The 225-nt window shown below is 52.0% G+C and carries 1 protein-coding gene; it reads left to right on the plus strand.

The features are described 5' to 3' along the window. Window positions 1–225 (plus strand): type VI secretion system Vgr family protein (locus AC1M89_RS14885; protein WP_481614415.1); only part of this gene is annotated, 225 nt, incomplete at both ends.

Consider the following 225-nt stretch of genomic DNA (forward strand, 5'->3'; position numbering starts at 1 on the left):
ATGACACCACAGGACAAATCTCCACCCAACTGCAAAACACCCACGGGGCGAGCCAACTCAACCTAGGGAATCTCAGTCATCCCAAAGCAACCGCAGAAAGTGAAGGACGTGGTGAAGGTTTCGAACTCAGAACCGACCAATGGGGTGCAGTACGAGCGGGAGAAGGCATACTCATCTCCACCTACAAACAAGAACAAGCCAAAGCAAACCATCTCGATGCAAGCG

The organism is Acinetobacter sp. ANC_7635, from assembly GCF_056779945.1.